The 1,514-nt window shown below is 40.6% G+C and carries 2 protein-coding genes; both read right to left on the bottom strand.

All coding sequences use genetic code 11. The features are described 5' to 3' along the window. Positions 1-185 precede the first annotated feature (185 nt). Positions 186-644, bottom strand: coding sequence for a hypothetical protein (locus KDK14_RS05480; protein ID WP_257264011.1), 459 nt, complete (start codon positions 642-644; stop codon positions 186-188). A gap of 188 nt (positions 645-832) precedes the next feature. Then, the coding region (locus KDK14_RS05475) for an ATP-binding protein (protein WP_257264010.1) at positions 833-1,514 on the bottom strand (682 nt) is incomplete at its 5' end.

Below are 1,514 nucleotides of genomic sequence, written 5' to 3'. Positions count from 1 at the left end.
AGAGCTTTTTCTTTTCCTTTGTGCTCTTCGTGTGCTTTGTGGTTCAAAGCTTTTGAATCTGGAATTAATAGATAGATGCGTAATGTCTATCTTAAGAGAGAACGCTTGAAAAAGGGTTCAACCTGAAAACGCATGAGGGGATGATAACCAAAAGAGCCATAATTCAGTGGATCTTTGTATCATTTTCACTCTTGTTCAGGCAGTTGCACCGGGAATGGATTTTTAATCTCTATGAGTCGCTTCAGGTCAGTATAAATCGAACCCATCATTTCTTTTACGAGTTCCTGAGATTCCCGGATTATTTTTTGATTACCAGTTCTAGAATATGAAGGTTCGATATAACTTTCAGATTGATAATGATCCAAAAATTGAACTCCACGTTTCATTGTATCAGTGATTTCATCAATTTGTCTTTGTGTTAACTGCTTACCGGAATGCAATGCATGATAACGTGAGTCGAAATTCTCAAAATTTTTCAAATATCCCTTTGAAGACATTGCTTCTCTATAACTGTACATTGCCACGCACTGTAAATAACCGAAACCTTCAGGTTTCCGTGCTTGCAATTGCGCCGGGGTTTCATTTCTGTCAGGACCCAATTTTATCGGGGTGACTATAATGCCAAGATCTAGTGAACCGTTCATTTCTATGACAGCCTCCTGGTGATGCCTTAAGCAGGTGATTTCTTTCCTATCGATACATTAGTCCATTATTTGATAAAAAAGTTTCCGTGGTTTTAGTAATCAAGTTGCCAATGGCTGAATTGTTGTCCAATACTTCTCGATAAATGATGCTTTTCCCAACTTATGGCCAACTTGTGGCTGCCTCAGAATCAGGATTTTTTTTGCAAGTACTCATCGAGTACTTCCTGAACAACCTGCTTGTCAACATCTTCCTTGTCTTGGCGAACAGCCCTCATACAGACTTCTCTGGAGAATCCATAAACATCAGCAACAGTGCATCCACCCTGCCTGGTGGCAAGCATCTGGGCTACAACGTCAATGTTGACATTACTTGCGATGCTTATCGTATCCCAGCAATTGGCAAGAAGCTCTTTGACATCCCCGCCATTTCCCAGTGGCTCTACTTTAAAATGGTAGGTAAACCGGCCGGGGCGCTTTGCTGCATCACTCATGACTTCAAGATTATTGGTCATGCCTATGACCAGAATTTTATTTTTTTCCGCCTCACCAATTAAATCAAGCAATGTGGCGACCTCTTCGCCCCGGATGCTGTCTTGTTTGAGTGATTGGGACAACAGGGTATCCACTTCATCAATGATCACCACAGATGGTGCTAATATATTGGCAGATCTGAATATCTCAGATATTTTGCAGGATGTTTCATGCACGTATTTACTGCCAACAGCAGATAATTTTATTTCAAACTTATAAATACCGATAAAATCAACCAGTTTTTTAACCGCGCTGGTTTTTCCACACCCGGGCTTTCCATAGAGTAAAATGGGACTGGGTCCGTGAATTTTCTTTTTGGCATATTTGTCAGGTCTTTTA

This window comes from Endozoicomonas sp. ONNA2 (genome assembly GCF_024606365.1).
Taxonomy (GTDB): domain Bacteria; phylum Pseudomonadota; class Gammaproteobacteria; order Pseudomonadales; family Endozoicomonadaceae; genus Endozoicomonas.
Note: the sequence above shows the minus strand (reverse complement) of the source record. Positions and strands in the feature narration are given on the sequence as shown.